The organism is Photobacterium damselae subsp. damselae, assembly GCF_038086725.1.
Classification (GTDB): domain Bacteria; phylum Pseudomonadota; class Gammaproteobacteria; order Enterobacterales; family Vibrionaceae; genus Photobacterium; species Photobacterium damselae.
Genome location: NZ_CP146971.1, coordinates 956,050 through 975,388, shown reverse-complemented (window position 1 = coordinate 975,388; position 19,339 = coordinate 956,050). Strand labels below are relative to the sequence as shown.

16 protein-coding genes and 1 pseudogene are annotated in these 19,339 nt (G+C 33.5%); 16 read left to right on the top strand and 1 reads right to left on the bottom strand.

Going from position 1 to position 19,339, the window contains the following annotated elements:
* The first annotated feature begins 11 nt into the window (after positions 1-11).
* The 3 genes from atpG to WAX86_RS19025 are packed head-to-tail and all read left to right on the top strand — an operon-like array spanning position 12 to position 2,741.
* Positions 12-884 carry a F0F1 ATP synthase subunit gamma gene (gene atpG / locus WAX86_RS19035; RefSeq protein WP_005306225.1) on the top strand — a complete coding sequence of 291 codons (873 nt, stop codon included), beginning with the start codon at positions 12-14 and terminating at the stop codon, positions 882-884.
* Between the two features lie 20 nt (positions 885-904).
* The gene (atpD, locus tag WAX86_RS19030) at positions 905-2,290 is read left to right on the top strand and encodes a F0F1 ATP synthase subunit beta (RefSeq protein WP_036765875.1); all 1,386 of its coding nucleotides are present in this window, start codon (positions 905-907) and stop codon (positions 2,288-2,290) included.
* A 10-nt stretch (positions 2,291-2,300) separates the two neighbouring features.
* Positions 2,301-2,741, top strand: a complete 441-nt coding sequence (locus WAX86_RS19025; RefSeq protein WP_036765874.1) for a F0F1 ATP synthase subunit epsilon — start codon at positions 2,301-2,303, stop codon at positions 2,739-2,741.
* Between the two features lie 413 nt (positions 2,742-3,154).
* On the opposite strand, the gene sodC is transcribed toward WAX86_RS19025, so the two are convergent.
* Entirely contained in the window at positions 3,155-3,670 is a 516-nt protein-coding gene (sodC, locus tag WAX86_RS19020) for a superoxide dismutase family protein (RefSeq protein ID WP_069532990.1), read from the bottom strand.
* A gap of 286 nt (positions 3,671-3,956) precedes the next feature.
* Here sodC and WAX86_RS19015 point away from each other — a divergent pair, with 286 nt between their 5' ends.
* The 13 genes and pseudogenes from WAX86_RS19015 (at position 3,957) to WAX86_RS18955 (ending at position 18,567) form a co-directional block, all read left to right on the top strand.
* The gene (locus tag WAX86_RS19015; RefSeq protein WP_341489498.1) at positions 3,957-4,238 is read left to right on the top strand and encodes a hypothetical protein; all 282 of its coding nucleotides are present in this window, start codon (positions 3,957-3,959) and stop codon (positions 4,236-4,238) included.
* Between the two features lie 2 nt (positions 4,239-4,240).
* Complete coding sequence (locus tag WAX86_RS19010; protein WP_341489497.1) at positions 4,241-5,614, top strand: MATE family efflux transporter; 1,374 nt, start codon at positions 4,241-4,243, stop codon at positions 5,612-5,614.
* A 150-nt stretch (positions 5,615-5,764) separates the two neighbouring features.
* The gene (locus WAX86_RS19005; protein WP_162598127.1) at positions 5,765-5,932 is read left to right on the top strand and encodes a hypothetical protein; all 168 of its coding nucleotides are present in this window, start codon (positions 5,765-5,767) and stop codon (positions 5,930-5,932) included.
* A 799-nt stretch (positions 5,933-6,731) separates the two neighbouring features.
* Complete coding sequence (locus tag WAX86_RS19000; protein WP_341489496.1) at positions 6,732-7,559, top strand: ricin-type beta-trefoil lectin domain protein; 828 nt, start codon at positions 6,732-6,734, stop codon at positions 7,557-7,559.
* A 305-nt stretch (positions 7,560-7,864) separates the two neighbouring features.
* Positions 7,865-8,014, top strand: coding sequence for a transposase family protein (locus tag WAX86_RS18995; RefSeq protein WP_341489495.1), 150 nt, complete (start codon positions 7,865-7,867; stop codon positions 8,012-8,014).
* Between the two features lie 17 nt (positions 8,015-8,031).
* A pseudogene (locus WAX86_RS18990) lies at positions 8,032-8,413 on the top strand (ISAs1 family transposase); the annotation flags it as partial.
* Positions 8,414-9,103: 690 nt separating this feature from the next.
* Positions 9,104-9,604 (top strand): hypothetical protein, encoded by a 501-nt coding sequence (locus WAX86_RS18985; protein WP_341489494.1) that lies wholly within the window; start codon positions 9,104-9,106, stop codon positions 9,602-9,604.
* 60 nt (positions 9,605-9,664) lie between these two features.
* On the top strand, positions 9,665-10,162 hold the full coding sequence (locus WAX86_RS18980) for a hypothetical protein (protein ID WP_341489493.1): 498 nt from the start codon (positions 9,665-9,667) through the stop codon (positions 10,160-10,162).
* A 55-nt stretch (positions 10,163-10,217) separates the two neighbouring features.
* Positions 10,218-12,929 carry a CS1-pili formation C-terminal domain-containing protein gene (locus WAX86_RS18975; protein ID WP_341489492.1) on the top strand — a complete coding sequence of 904 codons (2,712 nt, stop codon included), beginning with the start codon at positions 10,218-10,220 and terminating at the stop codon, positions 12,927-12,929.
* Between the two features lie 11 nt (positions 12,930-12,940).
* Positions 12,941-13,657, top strand: coding sequence for a hypothetical protein (locus tag WAX86_RS18970; protein WP_341489491.1), 717 nt, complete (start codon positions 12,941-12,943; stop codon positions 13,655-13,657).
* Positions 13,623-14,744: a hypothetical protein gene (locus WAX86_RS18965; protein ID WP_341489490.1), complete on the top strand. Its 1,122-nt coding sequence runs from the start codon at positions 13,623-13,625 to the stop codon at positions 14,742-14,744. Before WAX86_RS18970 ends, WAX86_RS18965 begins: the two co-directional genes overlap by 35 nt.
* A gap of 7 nt (positions 14,745-14,751) precedes the next feature.
* A complete protein-coding gene (locus tag WAX86_RS18960; protein ID WP_341489489.1) occupies positions 14,752-16,089 on the top strand; it encodes a hypothetical protein in 1,338 nt (445 codons plus the stop codon).
* Between the two features lie 18 nt (positions 16,090-16,107).
* Entirely contained in the window at positions 16,108-18,567 is a 2,460-nt protein-coding gene (locus WAX86_RS18955; protein WP_341489488.1) for a hypothetical protein, read from the top strand.
* Positions 18,568-19,339: the final 772 nt, after the last annotated feature.

Below are 19,339 nucleotides of genomic sequence, written 5' to 3'. Positions count from 1 at the left end.
AGGAGCTAACGATGGCAAACGCAAAAGAGATACGTACTAAGATTGCGAGCGTACAAAATACGCAGAAAATCACCAGTGCGATGCAGATGGTTGCCGCAAGTAAGATGCGTAAAGTAGAAGAAAACATGGCGTTGACTCGTCCTTATGCTGCCAATATGCGTAAGGTAATTAGTCATGTTGCTTCTGGCTCTCTAGAGTATCAGCATCCCTATCTTGAAGAACGTGAAGTTAAACGTGTTGCTTACATTATTATTTCCTCCGACAGGGGGTTATGTGGTGGCCTAAACAACAACCTATTTAAAAAGGCGCTAGCAGATATGCGCCAATGGCAAGAAAGTGGTGTCGAGGTGGATACAACTTTAATAGGTTCAAAAGCAATTTCGTTTTTTCACCGTTTTGGCAATGTTATCGCACAAACATCAGGCTTAGGGGATAAGCCAAAACTGGAAGATATTCTTGGTCCTGTTAATGCGATGCTTGAGCATTTTGATCAGGGAAAAATTGATCGTTTGTTTTTAGTGTTTAATGAATTTGTAAATACTATGGTTCAAAAACCACAAATAGTTCAATTACTTCCTAGTCCTGAGATTGAAAAAGAAGCAAATGATGAAATATCTGCTTCTAGTCGCTGGGACTATATTTATGAACCCGATCCTAAACAAATCCTCAACGAATTGATGCTCCGTTACATTGAGTCTCAGGTTTATCAAGGCACCGTTGAGAGTATTGCTTGTGAACAGGCAGCGCGAATGGTTGCTATGAAAGCAGCTACCGATAATGCAGGCCAGCTAATTAATGACTTGCAACTTATGTATAACAAAGCGCGTCAAGCTGCGATCACTCAAGAATTAAGTGAAATCGTAGCAGGGGCACAAGCTGTTTAACCGAATTCAGAGGATAGAGAATGAGTACTGGCAAAATAGTCAAAGTCATCGGTGCTGTCGTTGACGTTGAGTTTGACCAAAATAGTGTGCCTCGAGTCTACGATGCACTAACTGTTTTAGGCACTGAACATGCGTCCTTAGTGCTGGAAGTGCAACAACAAATTGGTAGTGGTGTTGTTCGTTGTATCGCAATGGGTTCATCAGATGGTTTACGTCGAGGATTAGTTGTAGAAAATACACAAAATCCAATTTCAGTTCCCGTTGGTAAAGAAACGCTTGGTCGAATCATGAACGTGCTTGGCGAACCTATTGATGAGTGCGGTGAAATAGGTGAAGAGACTCGTTATGCGATTCACCGTTCTGCGCCATCTTATGAAGAGCAAGCAAACTCAACCGCTCTACTTGAAACGGGCGTTAAAGTTATTGACCTTATTTGCCCATTTGCAAAAGGCGGTAAAATCGGTTTATTTGGTGGTGCCGGTGTTGGTAAAACCGTAAACATGATGGAACTTATCAACAACATTGCAAAAGCACACTCAGGTTTATCCGTATTTACCGGTGTGGGTGAACGTACTCGTGAAGGTAATGACTTTTATTACGAAATGAAAGAAGCAGGTGTTCTCGATAAGGTGTCCATGGTTTATGGTCAGATGAACGAGCCACCGGGTAACCGTCTTCGTGTCGCACTAACTGGTTTAACTATTGCAGAGCGCTTCCGTGATGAAGGCCGTGATGTACTTCTGTTTATCGATAACATTTATCGTTATACCTTAGCGGGTACCGAAGTATCAGCATTACTTGGTCGTATGCCATCTGCGGTAGGTTATCAGCCAACCTTAGCTGAAGAAATGGGTGTACTCCAAGAGCGCATTACTTCAACTAAGAAAGGCTCTATTACCTCTATTCAAGCCGTATATGTTCCTGCTGATGACTTAACTGACCCATCACCAGCGACAACATTTGCTCACTTGGATGCGACCGTTGTATTGTCTCGTAACATCGCAGCACTTGGTCTATATCCAGCCATTGATCCATTAGATTCAACGTCTCGCCAACTTGATCCATTAGTGGTTGGTACAGAGCACTACGAAGTGGCTCGTGGTGTACAGACAGTATTACAACGCTATAAAGAGCTAAAAGATATTATTGCGATTCTTGGTATGGATGAATTATCTGAAGAAGATAAACAAACTGTATCTCGTGCCCGTAAAATTGAGCGTTTCTTAACACAGCCTTACCATGTAGCAGAAGTCTTTACCGGCCAGCCAGGTATTTTTGTTTCACTTAAAGATACGATTTCTGGATTTAAAGGACTGTTAAGTGGTGAATACGACGATATTCCTGAGCAAGCATTCTTGTATTGTGGCGGCATCGACGAAGTGATCGAAAAAGCGAAATCAATGTAAGGGGTAAAGTATGGCTATTGGTGTTTCAGAAAATACCTTTCAACTGAGTATTGTCAGTGCTGAAGGTCCTCTATTTTCAGGCCCTGCTCATGCTCTAGCTGTATCTGGAATTGATGGAGAGTTGGGTATTCGACCTGGACATTCTCCATTACTAACAAAACTAAAACCTGGTGTTGCAAGTTTTGTCGTTGACCTTCAGTTGCCAGAAGAAGTGCTTTATATTTCAGGCGGTATTGTTGAGGTTCAACCCAGTATTGTAACTGTGTTAGCAGATACGGCAATGCATGGTAAAGACATTGATAAAGCAAGAGCGGATGAAGCTCGCCGAGCAGCGGAAGAGAACATCAATAAGCATGCTGATGATGTTAACTTTGCTCAAGCTCAAATGGAGCTCGCGAAAGCTATGGCGCAACTTCGAGCGGTGGAATTAACCCAGCAAGTGCGTCGTTAAACGAATAATCATTTTAATAAATTACTATCTCCATTTGCCTCGATATGTAGCGATATCGAGGCTTTTTTCTATCTGAGGAAAAACGATTACTGGAACCAACAACATGGTGTTTCATTGGTTTGTCCATAGAAGTTTAGTTTTGCTTAACTTTGGTTTGATAAAAACTGACTATGATAAAGCCACAAAAAGCGTAACCTAAAGCTACATACTCAGGTTGCTTTGAGTATAAATAGATTTGTATAAGGCAAAGGAAGGTAAGTGTTATGTCTTTTTCAAAAATTTATATCTTTTGGTTTACGTTTGCCACTGTTTTATGGATCGGTTTCCCATTGCTTGCGGTTACTTCAGGGATTTAAAAAAACGCTAGATTGAGTGCTCAATCTAGCGTTTTTATCTATATATCTAGCTAGTTATTATTTAACTACGCCGCACGCCATTCGAGCTCCGCCACCACCAAGTGGTTTTGGCATATCAGAGTAATTATCACTGCCAGCATGAATCATAATGGCATGACCTTTTAATTCTTTTAAAGTTAGGCGAGGGGCTAAAACGGGATTCGTTGCTAGGCCATTGGCACTAACAAATAGAGCGGGGAGGTCGCCTTTATGATTATCGGTACTCCAAGGATAGCCATGTTTACCTGTTTTCTCTGGGTCGTAATGTCCGCCAGCTGCTCCACCTAAAATTGTCTTCCCTTCTTTTTCGATAGAGCCACAGCTACCATTTTGATGAACGTGGAAACCATGCATTCCTGGTGTTAGATCAGCAAGATCTGGAGTAAACACGACCCCATACTCGTTTTGTGAGAGAGTAATATGACCTACCGTTTTACCTGTTTGTAAATCAGTCATGTTAACGACAAGGTCTTGAGCAAAAACTTGTTGAGATAGGGCTAGTGTTAACGCTCCTAGTAATACTTTTTTATACATTGAACTATTTCCTTATCAAATTGATGCGTTTCACGTTTTCGATATTAGAATAGTCAAGTTATCTAAAAAAGATAGACGAAATTTTCTCATTGATTAATCGAACAATTAGAAAATGAAATAAAATAACGACGTTAGTTTGATTGTAATCAATAAATTTATTTTATTTCTTTGTTTTTAATAGGTTGTCTTGTTTTATGTTATTTTAGACGTTTATATTTCGTAATAATTATTTTGAATTCAAATTTAATTTTAATGATATCTTTCACTTTTAATTAAGGAGGAAGATATGAATAAAGATAAGTTATTATCAATAATAAAAACTATTTATCATGTGATAAAAAATAGCGTAGATTTTAAAAATAGAATTTGGGTTATTAACATTAAGCAAAAAGGAAAACCAGAAGATGCGCATCTCGTAGCTGAAGATGATTTTAGTTATTCTTGGGAGTGGATGATAAAACAAAATTATACTCAGGATATGATCGATAAAGTTGATGCGATGAAACCTTCTGAAACTATCACATTGGAGAACAATCATCATCGATATCATTTAATGAGGGTTAAGTAATCATGTCTGAGATGGCTTATACCCCAGTAACAGATACGAGATCTTTATTACGCAAAGTTATTGTGATTGCGATACCCATTATGCTGCAGACTTTACTTTTTTCAAGTAAAGGACTGATTGATGTCATGATGGTGGGGCAAGTCAACGAATACTCCGTTGCAGCTCTAGGAATTGCAACTAAAATTTTATTTGTTGCAACGATCATCATTAGCGGTGTTTGCTCTGCTGGTGGCATATTAATCGCTCAATATTGGGGGGCAAAAAAGACAGAGCAAGTGAGACAAACCACCATACTGAGTTTGTTGATTACAGTATTAGTAAGTGTAATTATTTTAAGTGTTTTTGTTTTATATCCTGAAAAACTAAGCCAATTAGCAACAACGGATTTATCCATAAGAGATCTCTCTCGTTCTTATATTGCTATTGTTGGATTTGCATTACCTTTAATGGCATATACCGCTGTTATGATGTCGGCACTAAGGTCTATAGAACAGCCTAAATTAAGCTTAATATTTAGTACAATCGGGATTTGCTGTAATATTATTTTAAATGCCATATTTATTTTTGGCCTTTCTTTTATTCCTGCCTTAGGTATTAAAGGTGCAGCTTTAGCAACGGTAATTAGTTGTCTACTTGAAGTTATCCTTATCCAATCATATCTTTTTATTCGCTCACATCCTTTAGTCTTTTCATTTCAAGATTATAAAAACGCAATAACAAAAAGTAAAATTCAACAATTTATTGGGTTATCACTTCCAACAACCTTAAATTTTTTACTGTGGTCTGGAGGGCTTCTTGCCTATCATGCGATTATGGGACGGGTTAGTAATGAAGGGGTTACAGCTCTTGCCGTTATTTCACCAATAGAAACAATATCATTAAGCCTACTTGTTGGAGTTGCTAATGCCTCTGCTGTAATTATTGGTAACCAATTGGGGGCTAAGCAATATGATAATGTGTACCATAACGCCAAAATACTGGTAATCTTTGCCATTACATTAATGGTTTGTGTTGCCTGTATGCTCTATCTATTTAGAGAGCCTCTACTATCTATTTTTACCACGTTAAGTGTTGAAACTCATGCCACATCAATGAGTTTTATGACGGTATTATGTATTGGTATCGTATTACGATCTTTACCTACTACGCTAGTTGTCGGCGTTTTAAGAGCTGGTGGGGATGTTAAATTTTGTTTGTATCAAGATTTATGTACTCAATGGCTTTTTGGTATTCCTCTTACGGCTTTCGTTGCTTTTGTCCTAAATTGGTCGATCGAATTTATCTATGCTTGTTTCTTTCTTGAAACACTGTTCAAATGGTTTGCTTGTATTTATCGCCTACAGAGCTATAAATGGATAAAAAATCTCAGTTTATGAACAGGACCTAAGTTGCTAATATTAAAAGAGTATGATTTGTGTATTTATCCTCAATTATCATCTTGCGAATTTGACAATTTGAAATGCTATTTTCTTTACGTTTGACTATGACAAAATGGTTTCATAATAAATTTTGCGGAGTAAAGTCACATGTCAAAAAAATGGGAACTATTGGATCAGCGAGTACAGCGAACTTTTGAGAAAGCGATTAAGAAGAAAGGGGAACTATCGCTAGCAACGATTGTTGAGTCTCAGTACTATTTTCCTCGAAAATATTCAATCGAACCTGTGGTGCAGGAAATAAAAAAGATTGCATAGGAATTATAAAAATAAAAAGGCACCAAGATGAAGTTATTGGTGCCTTTTTTAGTATGTCGAACATCGATTGTTCTAGGAGCCGAAAGCCCTTTAGTTGAGCGAGAATCGCTAGGCGTGCATGGACAGAGAGGTGAAATATGAAAGAAGAAAACGGTAATATACTTGGCTGTGACGAACAGAAATCTAATAGGCCATTACAATCTTATAGATAGAACAGTCCTACACCTAGATAGGAAATGTGTATGTAAACACCATCATTTAATATTAACAATAAACTTAATTTTGGGTTATTTTTTACTGGTTTTTTATAACACCAAAACAAATTTGAATTAACTTGTTCATTACTGCTTCTACCACTTGTATTTTTGTTTTCCCAACAGATAAAGGTGGTGTTTAAGGATATGATGTCGGAGTTCTTGGGGCAAAAGTTGAAATACATAATAAATCGAGAGAAAAGTGCAGCAACAGAATGCTACACATGAAAATTAGTGATGTTAGTTAAAGGTTAGCGACGTTTAGTGCTAATACCGAACGTAATTCATGCTATACCTACAAAATAGTTCAAGGCATTGTGGTTATTCTCATTGTGAGATAGGTATGGTGAATCGATGAAAACATAAGAACAGCCTGCGATCCACGCTTGTAAGTTGGCGTGAGAAGATAAGAGCAGTGAGACTTCATCCAAAATGATTTTTAGCAAAATTCATTTTAAATGGTATTTTTTTGCTATGTAAAGATTTATTAATGATAAATATACTGAATGTTGAAAGTAAATAAAGTCAACAATTAGGTAATAATTATGATAAAAAATATAATGTTAGTCTCATGTGTTATAATAAGTACCAATGCAATGGCGAGTCTAAGTGAATATGCTTCAAATTTAGACAAAACAACATTTAAGTTTAAGGTTGGTAAAGAAAATAAACCAGATAAATTTAGCTGTGTGACTATTGCAGGTGGTGATGAAATAGGTAATCCATTTTTTAATGGTCAGGATATAATTGCAAAAAAGTGTAATGAAGAAGATAAAAACACTCAGTTTTATTCGTATATTAATGGTGAAATAAAAGCCGTTGTTAATACATATCCAAGTACCTATGTTGCTCATGATTATTGTATTGACGTAGATAATGGAATTGATGTACCTGGAAATAAGGTGCAAATGTTTGAATGTAATGGTACAAAGGCACAAAAATTTACACCATATACAACAAGTGAAAATAAAGTAATTTTTAAAACTAATGCAAAAAATTGCTTAAGCGTTAGTGGCAGTGGTGCTGAAGTAAGGGCCTGTGATTTAGAGGATAATACTCAAATATTTAATGCAGTAAAACCAAAAAAAATGATCAGAGTTGATTTTTATGATGGTGCTGGCTTTAATATGATTGGTCGTGTTGAAGATAAAGGATTTAGGACATTTTATTCTCCTAAAAAAATGATGCTTGGTCAGGAAAGAACCATTTATATGCCAGGAACTTCAGAAACAATTAAAATCTCTGGTGTTGGTTTGTATGCAGGAGCTAGAACATATAGTAAATGGGTTGATGTTAATCCTGGTGAGCATTATCGTCTACAAAGTTGGGGAACTTTATTTAACCCAACTTATGAAGTTAGCAAAATCCTATAATAAATAGATTAATTAGTTATACTATTTCTGTTTTTCATTTGAGAAGAAGATGGCCGTATCTTCTTCTCATGCTCCTCACAACTAATAATCAAGCCGAAGGTTTGTTTGTTCATTAAGAGCTTTTAAAAGAATCCTATCAATATCCATCAAAATAACCGATGCAGCACGAAATCTATCTTTCCATTATAAAACTCTAATAAAAGACTTTCAGCAGGGTAAGATCACGAACGTTTTCTGACCAATTATAACAGATTTGACCCGTTGCTTGAGTTGTGATCATATGCTCCCTTTTTCAGGAGTATAACATGAGCATTGACGCATTTTCTAAGTATTTCGACGACCTAAAGGATCCGCGCCAGTCGGCCAAAATCAGTTACCCATTATTCGATGTTTTGTTCTTGGCTGTGTGCGCCATCATCGCTAGAGTAGAGGGGGATATCGAAGACTTCGGTTAATTTCACCTCGATTGGTTCCTGATTGGAAAGGTCTAACGAGCATTGGTGTTGCTATTGATTATCGTATTGATAAATCAGGTAAAGAATCGTTGGAATATCGTTATTACATCAGCTCAGCAGAGCAAAGAGCGTTTTTCTGCAGCAGTTCGTGAGCATTGGGGAATAGAAAATAGCTTGTACTGGGTTCTTGATGCAACTATGAATGAGGTCGATTGTCAGATTTACGGGGGTAATGCTACCGAAATTATGGCCTATATGCGTCATATGGCTCTGAACATGTTGTGTGCTGAAGGCTCAAAGAAAGCCAGCATTCGATGCAAACAAAAAATTGCAGCCATGAGCAGTTCCTATCAGGAAAAGGTTTTTCTAGCTGGTTTCAATGCTGTAGATGAAAAGTAAGCATTCGTGCTCTCATCCTGAGACTTTCAGTCGTAATCGTTTGATATTTATTAAAGCCATAGAACGTAGAGCTTTAGAGTTGAATCAATAGTAAAACAGCTCAACTTATCTCAAGTATGTAATTGAATTTCTTATGTATTCATGTTAATAATCGAGCAACTATAACATTCGATTAATTAGACATTTTTCTCGCCAAGGTAGCGCTTAATAGCTAATTCATTCCCTCTAAAGATAAATATTCTATGGAATTTAAAATATAGATTGTATCAGGAAAGCCTGTAGAGCTGCCCATATGGCAAGAATAATATCTTTTATTATTTAGTTTTTTGCTGAGTAAGTTTTACTTAGCAAAATTACAACATTTATTTTCTGAACCCTAATTATAGAATTATTTGTGATGATTAAAATTTATATTAGGTGTTAAAAACGCCCATATGAATTCTTATTTGGTATGTTTCTACTGTAATGAGTTGAGGTAATTCTTTTGAGGCATAATTTGATAAGTTATATATATTTAGGTGTTTGATTTATAAAAAATAACAATAAGAAATGTAAGAAGGCATATTTGAAATTAAATTAGTTGTATATGCTATTAATTGTTCGGTGTTTTCTATTTACTATACACCACATCAAGACGAAGCATCTTGATGTTAGTTCTTAAATAATATACGTAAAGTAAAGGAAATTAAAATGAAAACAACAATGAAAACTCTAGCTATCGCAGGTCTATGTGCAATGTCAGCTGGCGCATTTGCAGCTGGTAGTTCTACTGCTCCTGTTAAGTGGTTTGGTACAGTTCCTGGTGTAATCCCTGGTAGTGATATTATTATCACTGGTGCAAATAAGGGTGATGTTCAGGATGGTCTTTTAATGGTTGATGCTAATGGCTCTTTTGTTTCTCAAGATACAGTTACTCTAGAGTCTCATACGTATACACCAGCAACAAAAGAAATTGGTGATTTAACTAATGCAAAATGGTCACTACAGAATGTTGCAGTAATTCCTGGTACTTACGATGCAGCTAACATTAAAGTATCATTTAATAATGCAGAAGTTGCTACTGGTTCTGAACTGCCAACAGCAGAAGACACAGTATACTTAACAGTTAAGCATGATGCTGAAAATGCAGCTGTAGTACCTGGTGAGCAGGTTCGCGTTACAACAACTGTTGTAGCTACGCCTGCTGCTTAATTACTGATTCTTGTATGAATAAAAAGAGGGGTAATCCCCTCTTTTTTTAAGGATAATCAGATGAAATACATATACATATATATATTCATGTTATTATCTCCATGCTTAACCTTCGCTAAGATTATTTCTCATACATTTGATGTTTCAACATTCATTGATACAAGTTTATTCTATGATGAAATATTAGTTATAACGGGTAAAGATGGATTATTGCCAATAAACAGTGGGGATCTTTTTATAAATGAAGATGGAACGTTTGTTTCTAGTACCTTAGTATTAGAAGCTCATAAAAGTGTTGATGGCATAATGGAACTTGATAAATTTCATGGAGAAACATTATGGTCCCTGCTAAAAAGTGAAACATTAATTGATGCCGATGTTAAGGATTTAGATCTAATAGTTAAGATTGATGGTGAAAATTTAGAAGTCGGCAGTAAATATAAAGAAATAGATAGTAGTGTTACTTTGAAAATAGAGAATATAGAAAAAATTGATGATTTAAAGGTTGGTCAAACTATAACTTCAATATTAACTATTCTTCTTGAACCAAGTATTTAATGAATAATATCATGTAGGTTTGTTATAAATGATTTATAAGAAAAAGATATTGACCATGTCAGTTGCACTTATTTTATCTAATAATGCATATAGTATTCCTCATGGTTTTGAAGATTTATACGAAGAACAGAGTGGGAAAGTAAAGTTCATCATAAATGATGACTATATTATGGAATTGAATTCCCACTACAGTAGTGAAAGCGTAACTGTTGACGATTCGGAAGTTAGAGTATTAGAAGAACATCTGAAAAATACATATCTAAATGAGAAAGCAAAAAAGAAAATAATTCTAGATCTTACTAAAGGTGTTACGTCTTCCCTAACATGTAAAGGCAAGCGAGATATCTGTATCCCAGAAGATAAGAATAATATCTCTTATGTAATAATAAATAATCAAAAACTCGTAAGAGTATTAACACCTTCTTCGTACTTAAATTCAAGTACGAATAAAAAAAGATACGTGTCAATAACTAATGAAAATAAAGCATTAATATCAAAACATGATTTAAGTTTCGATATGTACGATGATAGTGATTCAAATTACTATTATCGAAACTCGTCTTTCTTAGGGTTAGGGCCTGGTTATATTTCTGGAGATTTCGATTTAAGTGAAAAGTCTAATAATGACGATTTAGAACTTAATGAATTGGCATATAATTTTTTAAGTGAATCAACTAGGGTTCGATTCGGTTACACTTCTGATTTTGTTGAACAAAATTGGAATAGTACTATATTACTTGATACCAATGCAAGTAAAAATATCTTTGGTTTGACTATCGGATCGACTAAACAATTAGAATTTGAAAACAAAGAAACGGCTCAAAGAATATTTTTTAATTCACCAGCCAATGGAAGATTATCTGTATATCGAAATAATAAACCTATATTAGAGAAAAATATAGGTGCTGGCCAGAATTACTTAAGCCTAAATGAGCTTCCTCAAGGAATATATGATATTGCAATCGAGGTGAAAAGTGGCGGTAATGTTGTATTTAAAGAAAATAGAACAATTTTTAATAAAAACAAATATGACTTAAATACAGCTGATTTTGATTATACTGTTACTGTAGGAAATTATGAAAAAAAAGATGTATATAATAACTTAGATTATGGTGTAGATGATGATATAGAATATGATGATCGTGCTATGATTAATGGTAAAATTGCATATAAAATTAATGACAGTATAATTGTTGGATCTGAGGTGGGAATATTGGAATCGGATTCATTTTATAAAGCAGCAATTGATTATCAAATCACTAATGATCTTAATGTAAACTCTGTCGTAAACTTATTCTCTAATAATAGTTCATATTACCAAGTTGATGCTGTTTATAAGAACTTTGCAATTCAATTTAGTGATTATAATGATCATCATGCCATTTCAGAATCACCAAAGATTGATAACTATTTTTATGGAATTGGCGATAATGAGCAATTATCAATTTCATATAGTCAGAATATATTATCTGGCGATGCTTATGTTAGTTATATAAATCAAAGGAATGATAAGGGAAATTACTATAATGAAATTGATATTTATAATATAGGCTATTCATTGCCTGTCTTTAATGATAGTTACTTATCGATAAACTATTCTTCAGTTGATAGTAAATCAAATTATGATGATAATGATGACTGGAGCATTGACGTTTCACTAGAAATTCCGATTGGAAATTTTGATTCAGTGAGATATACAGGAAACTTTGATGATAATGGAGAGTCAAATCGAATTGCATATAATCACTATATGGAAATAACTGATCAGATTAATGGAAATATTGAAGCGGGTATTAAATATGAACATAATGATTATGATTCTGAAAATGTAGTTTCTGATGCTTCGTTATCATTAAATCAAAGCTCACTTTATGCGACTAGTAGTTTATATGGATATGCCGATTCAAATGGTTATGCATCGTTGTCAATGAATTTAAATGCTAATACTATAATAACAAATGATAATTTATATATAACATCGAATAATTCAGATTCATATCTTGCGCTAGATGATGCATCATATAAAGCTCCAAATCAGGATGATTCTTTTTCATCTGTTGCTAATATCAAAATGAATAATGAACTTTCACAAAGAGTTCATATAGAACATGGTGTTGAAATAATACCTATTGATAGCTATAAAGAATATCAAGTTTCTATCGATACTGATGCTAGTGATTTTTATAATCAAGGTGATGATTTTGTGAAATCAACGACAGCTCCTGGAACTGTTATTGATATGGATCTTCGCTTATATAATGTAGATTCTTATATTTCTATTTTTAATGATTTAAGTGGTTCTCCCGTATCTGATATTAAATGTATAGGTGATGGCTGTTATGGTGTACAAGAGATACAAAATGGAGTTTATAAAATTAGAATTGCTAAAGGACAGCCTTTTAAATTAGTTACGAATAATGAGAGGTGCTTTATTCCTACTGCTGATTCTATTACTAGTAATAATTTAGGTGAAAACTTTTGTATGCCAACAACCGAAGATCAAAATGGTATTCAGGTAGCCAAAATAAAGAATAAATACTACTACTATGTGGGAATTTATGGTGATAAAGATATCTTTATGAGCTCTGCAAAATCAATTTATCATAACGTCGAAGAGCGATTTGTATTTAGAAATGCAGGGAATAGTACAATGGTTTTCTTAAGTTCAAATACTAGAGCCTCTGAACATGATAAAGAAAATATTAATATTCTACAAAGCTATGCTTTAGATGATACTAAAGTAAAATCTGACTATGTAAAATTATAATGGTATTTAAAATGAAGTTATGTAATTTGTTTTTGTTTTTCGGACTTGCTCTATCATCCATCTCTGCTCATGCATTTATTGTCGACAGTATGGTTAAGTTTCCACAAAAAGATAGTGGAAATGGAATGTTTACTCTAAATAGTAATACAAATAAAACTGAATATATAAACGTCACTATTGATAAAATAAAAGTTAAGAGTAATAAACTTGAGAAAACACCATATACAAGAGATAATTTTCCAATGTGGGATTTAGCAACGACTCCAGGGAAATTAGTTCTTCATCCTGGTGAGGCAAAAGATATTGCTGTAAAATTCTTATGCCAAAAAAATTGTCATAATGAGAATGAAGATTTAGTATACCAAATAAGTTTTATCCCTGTTAATGACCCAAATGGAAAAATAGACGGTCAAAAAGTTAATATGCTCTTTGGTATGGCTCCATATTATATAGTACCAGCTAAAAAACCTATAATTGATTATAAATATGAGTTTGATAAAGGCTCTCGAAAATTGACAATTCATAATACGGGAAATACATATCTCAATTTTAATATTGATAATTGTAAAGATGTTGAAACAGATAAGGAAAAAGATTGCAGTATCAATAATCACCTTTTATCTGGCAGAAAACGAAGTGTCGTTATTCCTAAACACTTAATTAGTCGAAATACGTTGTTAAGAGTGAGTAACTATGATGAATCTTTCCTTAAGAAAATCAATTTATAATATATTTTATATTTCAATATTAATTTGTTCTTCATCTGTTTTTTCAATGGCTCTTAACGGTCAAATTAAAGATGGAACTATAAAATGGGATAATGGTGTAAGAATAGATAGTTATTTGTCATTATCCAATTGGCAGATAATATCAGGCTTACAACCTACAGAAGAATGGAAGCCTGGAAGTATAGTTTCAGTAACTGGGATAGTTAATGAGAAAATAAAATTAAAAAATTCAAATGGAGATGTTATAAAAATTCCTTTTGATATTTCAGGTATTCAATATGGATTGGGTGACAGTGGAAGTAAGTTTGAAATTATTAGTTCCGCTGGATCATCTTTTCCGACTTGTGATCGTAGTGTTATAACACCTTCAAAAGCAATTGTAATTGGAAAAAAATGTGCAGCAAAAGAGTCTTACAGAACAAAAAATGGATTTGGCTTTACTCCATTCCATTTTGCTCGACCTCTAATATCAATGAAAGATTCTGACGTTATTGAAGCTTTTAATGATCCAAGTTTAACTAAAGGGATTTTCAAAGGAACCGTAAACATAGTACCAATGTATTTTTTTAAATCGCCAACAGGAACTTGGACCTACCGAACAACAACACCAATACCATTAGATATTTCAATTCGATATAATGGAAGTCAAATGTTAGGGTTTGAAGTTATTGGTAATGGGGTAATAACTCCAAACTACGAACGAGAAAAGAAAATTGTTAGCGGTATGACTGAATTTAAAGTTAAGTTTACAGGCGTATTTTCTCGAGGTACTAAAATTAATATGAAGTTATTAGAGCCGGGCTCTCGTCTTTTTACTCTTAATGCTACTGATACGTCTATTCCTAGTGGAAAAGATAAAATACCATATGGTATCTATTGCGAAGGTAAATCATGTAACGATAATTACCTTGTTAATACCAATGGAGAAATGGTTGTACCTGGTGGGAATAGTTATTTAAATGCTTTTGAAAGTAGTAGAGAAATATCTTTTACATTGGGTGTTGAGTATAAAAATATTCCGATGAATAAAGTTGCAACGAGTCAATATCGCGATAGCTTTACTATTATATTTGAAAATGAAATGTAGAGGATGTATGAATAAAATAAATATATTTATACTTGTCAATATTATTTCTATATCATTATTCGGTTGTGGTGGTGATAGTGATAGCTCATCAGTTTCGACAATTGCAGAAAAACCGATTATTAGAGATATTTTTGATAATATAGAGTATAAAAAAGATAAAATCTATCATCTAGATTTAGCTCATGCCGTTACTGATCCTATGGGCTATCAAGTATATTTAAAATCAATTAGCTCTTCATCTGATGATTGTTCTATAGTGTCATATGATAAAAATTTATTAACTGTTGAAGTAATGTCAAATGGAAAAGTGGCATGTAATTTCGATTATAAAGTTAGTAATCGGCCGAATAATCAAGATATTAGTTCAACATCTCAAGATGGTAACTATTATCTGTTAATTTCAGATTTATCTGATGAGATAGATTTATTTGCTATTAGCTTAACAACAAACGTAAATTCTCCTCCTATCTTAATAGATCTAAAAAAAGAGCTGGGTGAAAAATTCCCTATTGGTTATAAAATTCTTGACATTAGTTATAGTGGTACTGGTTTTATAGATGATTTGGATAAGGAATCATCGACTATGCTTTTTTCAAATTCCAATGCTGGTATGAATCGTATTTATTATTCGTTGACAAATGGGGAAAACGTTGTTCCTGGTTTTATTGACATAGCGGTATCTGATATTGGCATAGAACAACCAGAAGTTGATGATTTCATTTATGATGATGTGGTTTTGTTAGGTGAACCAAAAATTATTAGTATAAATGGACATTTTGATGATAAGGGGCAGAAACTTATGTTAACGAAAGTTTCTGCTTTTAATGCAGATGTATCGATTATCAACGAATATGAGTTTAAATTTATGTCAGATCGACCTGGAATTCATTATGTAACTTATTATGTTACCAATGAATTAGGCGGACTGTCCGTAGGAATCGTTCAAATAAATGTTGGTGGTGCTCCTTTTCAAGATATTAGCCTTGATATTGATGGTATAGATGTTACATTTATTGCGCCAAAAGAAATTAATTCTTTAACTGAACATGAAAAAAAACTAGTTATTGCTAAATATAAAGAAACAGGCGAATATGGACCTGCTGGTGTAATTATGCCAATGTTCAATACTGTTAATGCGCATCAAATATGTTCTGGACTTAGAGCTAGGATACCAACTGAAAGTGATCTTAAGAAACTATATGATAGCTTTGATAATAATTTATTTCAAAAATATCAATGGCCAATCACAAAAAAATATATAACTAGTGAAGGATTTCTTTTCGACTTTAAAACTGGTGAAGCGACGTATCAACCTGGGATTGGTTATCTTACATGTTTTAAATAAGAAATAAGGTAGTAAATTATGGCAAAAATAAAAGCTATAGTATTTTTTATAGTTTCTTTATTTCTACTTGGGTGTAATGGATCTAATAGTAACGAAGATTCTAAAAAAGATGAATTTTATTTTAGTGTTAAAAATAGTTTTCATCACATCGTTTTATCTACTGATAAAAGTAAGCATATAGATCTTTCTGAAAATATCAATATGCAAGGTAAAGGTTCAGTATCAATAAAGAAAGTCAACATTTTATCTGGTGCCTGTGCTGCACCGATTATTGAGGGCACATCATTAGTTATTACTGACAATAAATCAAATTTATGTAAAGTTAGCGTAGAATACTTATCTAACAATAACGTACAAAAATCCTCTGATGTTACATATATAATATCATCGGGAGAAAAAGGTGATATTTTACCTATTCTTAATTTAGATAAAACTTTAGAGCAGGCTAGTGATCCCTTCGTGATCGACCTGAAAGCATCCCTTGGTAGTGATTATCCATTTGAATATTATTTGGTTAATTCATTTGTTCTAGGTAATGGTCAGGTTGAATCAGATGTTACGAATAACACATTATCATTTTCTACTAATCAGGTAGGTTCGACTCGTATTTATTATTCTTTAGCGAGTGACAATCCAGATAATAAGCCAGTTTTTGGTTATATCAATGCTAATATCACTAGTGATAAAATTATTCCACCAAAAGCAAATAATATTACTTTTAATAGAGATGTTGTTGCAGGTGAAATTGTAACTGTCAATTTGAATGAACTAACTGCTATCAATGAGGGAACGGTTCCTCTTAGTGAAGTACAAGTAACTGACGTCTATATGTTAGATACTTATAATGCTGCATTGGTTGAGATTGAAAATCAAAATGATTTACGTAATGTTGAATTTACTTTTCAATCTCAATATCAAGGTAAATATTATGTTTCTTACTATATATCGGATCATTTAGGCAATAGCGATATAGGAATTGTTGAGATTAATGTAAAACCAGCATATGATCTTATTTTTTTACCTGAAGTCGGTATTTTTACAGCACCATTAACAGTCTACGATATACTCGATACTGGATATGAAATAACTGACGATGAACATAAACACACAGAAAATGGGAAAAATGGTCCTAGTGGATTAGAGATAGCATTATTTTCCCAAGTTGACGCTCAGAGATATTGCTCTGATATTGGTATGGTATTAGCAACTGCTCTCCAACTAGAGAAACTTGATAGCAGTGCTTTGGGAACAACTATTTTCAGTAAATATAATTGGCCTCAAAGTAATTTATTTTGGGGGTTTGAAAATAATGGAGCATATAATTTTAAGAAACACAAATGGGTAGATGAGGCTCCGGTCGATAATGGGTACTTTACATGTGTGCTACAATTAGATAATGAAGAAGTTACCATTCATTCTAAGGATAAGTTGTTTGTTGGGCAAAGTGATGATGCATATCTAACAACAAAACTTGTGACTGGAAAAGAAATTATTATTCCTGATGAATATGTTAAATATTCTGTGGAACATAAAGATATTTTGGATATAGATATTGATAAAGGTGATATTTCGGCTTTAGCATTCGGTACTACAAATATCACTGGCACGCTCATTGACTCATCAATTAGTGATTCAAAGAAAGTTGATGTTGTAGAATATCCTATAATTGAGATGAAGGTAAAAGCATATATTCAAGTAGGAGAAACTACGCCTGTTACTTTTGAAATATCTTATGACGGTGGTAAATCTTGGCAGTCGCTTCCTAAGGAAATTGTGGTTCAAAATATAACCATGGAGCCTGACAATCTTGCTACAATATCTGATGATGGTGTTAATAAATTTAACCTTACGGGAGATTATGTCGGTGATGTTGTTCTAACTGCTCATACAAATCATCCTGAAATAGATAAATATATCGATCCTAGAACGGTGATTATAACTAGTAGTGATGTTTGTCTACAATTTGGTTATTTTGATGATATTCATGGATATAAATATTGTATTGTTTATGATGTTGATAAATTTATGCGTATACCTGGTTTGGAAGAATTAATTGCCGATGATCGAGGGATCATTAATAATAATCCATATGTTTATCCTGAAAATCAAAATAAATTTTGTCGTCTAATTGGTGCTGATGAGTATTTAATACCTAAAAATTATGGTGTTTCTAGATTTATTGGAAATTGGATTCCTGGGTGGACAGATGAAAATGCATTGACCGCTCGACTTGTTAAAGAGCGTTACGAAAATCATGAAACCAAACCTGGAAGGCGAATGCAATGGCATGCTCATTGGAGCCTTAATATTAATAAGTCTTATTGGGAAGGATGGATAGATACTATGGTTAAGTCTGATATTGTTGCACCGACATGTCTTTATAAAGACCAACACATAAATCCATCTGCATCTGCAAAAAAACGGTTTATAAAATATAGTACGATGATAAGAAATGTTATTTTAGTTGATAATAAATAGGGGCTGTTGCCCCTTTTTTTGTACTGGAACTAATTGAAAAATGCTAATTATTAATAAGTATATATCACTACTTGTAGTATTTAAAAACTAATGCTTCATGCTATTTCAGTGTCTTCTTATAGGTAACAAAACTAATTAATCAAATGTAACTTTGAAGCTCGGCAAGATAGCTAAATGTGAATATAAATTTGAGTTTTAGTTTATCCATGCTTTTACTTATAGGTGAAATATCATCAGTTAAATCACCTTGACTTCATATTAGATGAGAGGATGCAAGTTTTTGCAATAAAATATAATTTATATGTTGTATTTTTTTGATTCACAAATTGCTTAAAAATTCTATTTAAGAATGCTACTTTTTTTGTTGATACGATTATTTTCGTAATATCTGCGATTGAATCCGAGCTGTTTTATAAGTGCTATCATTAACTAGATAGCATCAATTCATAATCTTAATAGAGATCAATTCGATGCGAACGGTAGCAAAATACTTTCGATAGTGCGAGTTATATTTATATGATCAGTGTTTATGCATAATCAAACGAGCTAATATTTGGTGGTTAAAACTGAGTAGAAAAGCAATGGAATAATAACAACACCTTAATTGATAAAGATAACGATATCACTGCAGCCCTAGGAAAGAAACTATTGGTATAATGACTAGTAAAACCAAGAGAGCAAAATCATTATAGAATAAGGTGGTGGCTACTAGCTTACGGTACGCAATCAAGGGTAACAGCGATAGAAATAGCGTCCTCAACTCAGTAAGTAA

Bases quoted from the DNA above. Each gene is read 5' to 3' on its own strand.
- atpG (WP_005306225.1), top strand. From the start codon at position 12: ATGGCAAACGCAAAAGAGATACGTACTAAGATTGCGAGCGTACAAAAT.
- atpD (WP_036765875.1), top strand. From the start codon at position 905: ATGAGTACTGGCAAAATAGTCAAAGTCATCGGTGCTGTCGTTGACGTT.
- WAX86_RS19025 (WP_036765874.1), top strand. From the start codon at position 2,301: ATGGCTATTGGTGTTTCAGAAAATACCTTTCAACTGAGTATTGTCAGT.
- sodC (WP_069532990.1), bottom strand. From the start codon at position 3,670: ATGTATAAAAAAGTATTACTAGGAGCGTTAACACTAGCCCTATCTCAA.
- WAX86_RS19015 (WP_341489498.1), top strand. From the start codon at position 3,957: ATGAATAAAGATAAGTTATTATCAATAATAAAAACTATTTATCATGTG.
- WAX86_RS19010 (WP_341489497.1), top strand. From the start codon at position 4,241: ATGTCTGAGATGGCTTATACCCCAGTAACAGATACGAGATCTTTATTA.
- WAX86_RS19005 (WP_162598127.1), top strand. From the start codon at position 5,765: ATGTCAAAAAAATGGGAACTATTGGATCAGCGAGTACAGCGAACTTTT.
- WAX86_RS19000 (WP_341489496.1), top strand. From the start codon at position 6,732: ATGATAAAAAATATAATGTTAGTCTCATGTGTTATAATAAGTACCAAT.
- WAX86_RS18995 (WP_341489495.1), top strand. From the start codon at position 7,865: ATGAGCATTGACGCATTTTCTAAGTATTTCGACGACCTAAAGGATCCG.
- WAX86_RS18985 (WP_341489494.1), top strand. From the start codon at position 9,104: ATGAAAACAACAATGAAAACTCTAGCTATCGCAGGTCTATGTGCAATG.
- WAX86_RS18980 (WP_341489493.1), top strand. From the start codon at position 9,665: ATGAAATACATATACATATATATATTCATGTTATTATCTCCATGCTTA.
- WAX86_RS18975 (WP_341489492.1), top strand. From the start codon at position 10,218: ATGTCAGTTGCACTTATTTTATCTAATAATGCATATAGTATTCCTCAT.
- WAX86_RS18970 (WP_341489491.1), top strand. From the start codon at position 12,941: ATGAAGTTATGTAATTTGTTTTTGTTTTTCGGACTTGCTCTATCATCC.
- WAX86_RS18965 (WP_341489490.1), top strand. From the start codon at position 13,623: ATGATGAATCTTTCCTTAAGAAAATCAATTTATAATATATTTTATATT.
- WAX86_RS18960 (WP_341489489.1), top strand. From the start codon at position 14,752: ATGAATAAAATAAATATATTTATACTTGTCAATATTATTTCTATATCA.
- WAX86_RS18955 (WP_341489488.1), top strand. From the start codon at position 16,108: ATGGCAAAAATAAAAGCTATAGTATTTTTTATAGTTTCTTTATTTCTA.